Source organism: Rhizobium sp. UBA1881 (assembly GCF_002338015.1).
Lineage (GTDB): Bacteria > Pseudomonadota > Alphaproteobacteria > Rhizobiales > Rhizobiaceae > Rhizobium.
In genome coordinates this window covers 1-2,325 of sequence record NZ_DDHH01000182.1, presented here as the reverse complement: position 1 = coordinate 2,325, position 2,325 = coordinate 1, and the positions used below count along the sequence as shown (strand labels likewise).

General features: G+C 60.3%; 2 protein-coding genes and 1 pseudogene. All 3 read left to right on the top strand.

What is annotated here, in order from left to right; all coding sequences use genetic code 11:
- The first annotated feature begins 68 nt into the window (after window positions 1-68).
- Complete coding sequence (locus B3605_RS22120) at window positions 69-512, top strand: MarR family winged helix-turn-helix transcriptional regulator (RefSeq protein WP_047513361.1); 444 nt, start codon at window positions 69-71, stop codon at window positions 510-512.
- Window positions 513-522: 10 nt separating this feature from the next.
- Complete coding sequence (locus B3605_RS22115) at window positions 523-2,199, top strand: MFS transporter (RefSeq protein WP_112941332.1); 1,677 nt, start codon at window positions 523-525, stop codon at window positions 2,197-2,199.
- Between the two features lie 15 nt (window positions 2,200-2,214).
- A pseudogene (locus tag B3605_RS22110) lies at window positions 2,215-2,325 on the top strand (HlyD family secretion protein); the annotation flags it as partial.

Sequence of the window (2,325 nt, the reverse complement as noted above, 5' to 3'; positions counted from 1 at the left end):
AAAAACGCGGAAAATGACTGTAGGTATAAAACAAATAATAAGCACGCTAATTAAATGGACTGATAAATATGACAAATGCGCCTCTCGGACGAGAGTTGATTGAAGATTTGGCGGCTTTCAACCGGAAGCTTAGAGCGGTTTTCGACAAGATCGTCCGGGAACGGAACATGACGCTGCCGCGGGCGCGGGTGTTTTTCACGCTGAACAAGAAGGACGGCATCAACCAGCGGGAGCTTGCCGACCGGCTGGAGCTGGAAACGCCGACATTGGTCCGTATTCTGGACGCGATGGAAGGGCAGGGCTTCGTCGAGCGCCGTGTCGCAGGTTCCGACCGCCGCGCCAAGGAGATCTACATCACCGAGACAGGCAAGGTCGTCGCCGGCGAGATCGATGACATTGCCGTCAGCGTGCGTGCCCAGGTGATATCAGGTATTCCCGAACGCGATCTGAGAACTACCTTGGATACGATACGGGCCATGCAGGCGAATTTGCAGGGCATTCGCGGAGTGTGAGGAAATAGCAATGAGCCTCGTCCAGGCGTCCAGCGACAGTGTTGCGCCAAAAGCCGCGGACGAGACGGCGGCACAGGAACCGCAGCCTGCGCCCCCGCCCGTCGTGGCAATGGCCGGCTGGAAGAAGCCCTTCTACATGGCCGCCTCGGTCCTGCTCTTCGTCACGCAGGGTCTCGGAATGAACCTCGTGAATGCCAATATCTACCAGCTCCAGGGGTCGTTTTCGGCGACGACCGCTGAGGTTTCGTGGCTGTCGGCGGCCTATATGGCGCCATATGCCAGCCTATCGATCGCGCTCTTCAAGATCCGCACGCAATATGGCCTGAGACGTTTCGCCGAGTTCAGCATCATCTGCTTCGTCTTTGCGGCAGTGCTGAACCTTCTCGTGACCGACCTGCACTCCGCCATCGTTATCAGGGCGCTGAGCGGCATCGCGGCGGCGCCGATCTCCACGCTCGGCTTTCTCTACATGCTCGAGCTGTTCCCACCGGAGCGCAAGCTTACGACAGGCATCAGCCTGGCGCTGATGTGCACGCTATTTGCCGCGCCGATCGCACGCATCATCTCGCCGCCGCTGCTTGATCTCGGCGGCTACCACGCGCTCTACACGCTGGAGATGGGGCTTGCGTTGCTGGCCTTCGCCATCATCTACACCATGCCTTTGACGTCGCCACCGCGCGCGGTCGTCATCCAGCGCATGGATATTCTGAGTTATCTCCTGCTGGCCACCGGTTTCGGCTGTCTCGCGGTCGTCCTCACACTCGGGCGTCTCTACTGGTGGTTCGAAGCGCCGTGGATCGGCGTTCTGCTTGCGGTCGCCGCAGGCTGTCTGGCGCTCGTGGTGGCGATCGAGCTGCCACGAGAAAATCCGATGCTCGATATCCGCTGGGTGCTGTCTGGCCCCAATCTCAGGATGGCGGGCGTGCTTCTGATGTTCCGCTTCGTCTCGTCCGAGCAATCGTCGACGGCCGCGAACTTCTATCAGCAGCTTGGCTTGCTCAACGATCAGACGACGAAGCTGTACGCCATCGTTCTGGTCGCCTCGGTGCTCGGCGGATTGTTCTGCACGCTATTGATGACCACGCGCTACGTCAGCACTGCGCACCTGATATCGCTGGTGCTCATCGCGGCCGGCGCCTATCTCGACAGCCAGTCCACCAGCCTCACACGGCCGGAGCAGATGTATCTTAGCCAGGCTCTGGTCTCTGCTGGCGCGGCGATGTTCCTTCCGCCGGTAATGGCGAGCGGCTTCAAGGCGGCCATGGCTCGTGGTTTGCCCTTCATCGTCAATTTCCTGGCGATCTTCCTCTTCACCCAGAGTATCGGCTCACTGTTCGGCTCGGCCATGCTCGGCACCTTCGTCACCATCCGCGAGAAGTTCCACTCGAACGTGCTGGTCGAGCATATCCTGCTGCAGGATCCGCTGGTGGCCCAACGCGTCTCGCAGCTCTCGGCGGGCTACGGCAAAGTCATCACCGACCAGACCCTGCTGAATGCCGAAGGGCTGGCATTGCTGTCGCAGCAGGTTACCCGCGAAGCCTACACGCTTGCCTATAACGACACCTTCCTCGCAATTTGCGTGGCGTCTCTTCTCGGTCTCCTGGTCATGCTTATTCACCAGGCATGGCTGCGCCTCTCCGAGCGCCGGACCGCCGAGCCGAATGCCGCCGCAGCCGTTCAATCCTGATCACGAGTTCACCGCATGTCGAAATTCTTCCGGTCGCCCGCCAGTCTCATCGCCATTATCGCCGGTATCGCCGGCATCCTGCTCGTGCTTTACGCCTGGCGCCTGCCGCCCTTCGTCACATCGGTC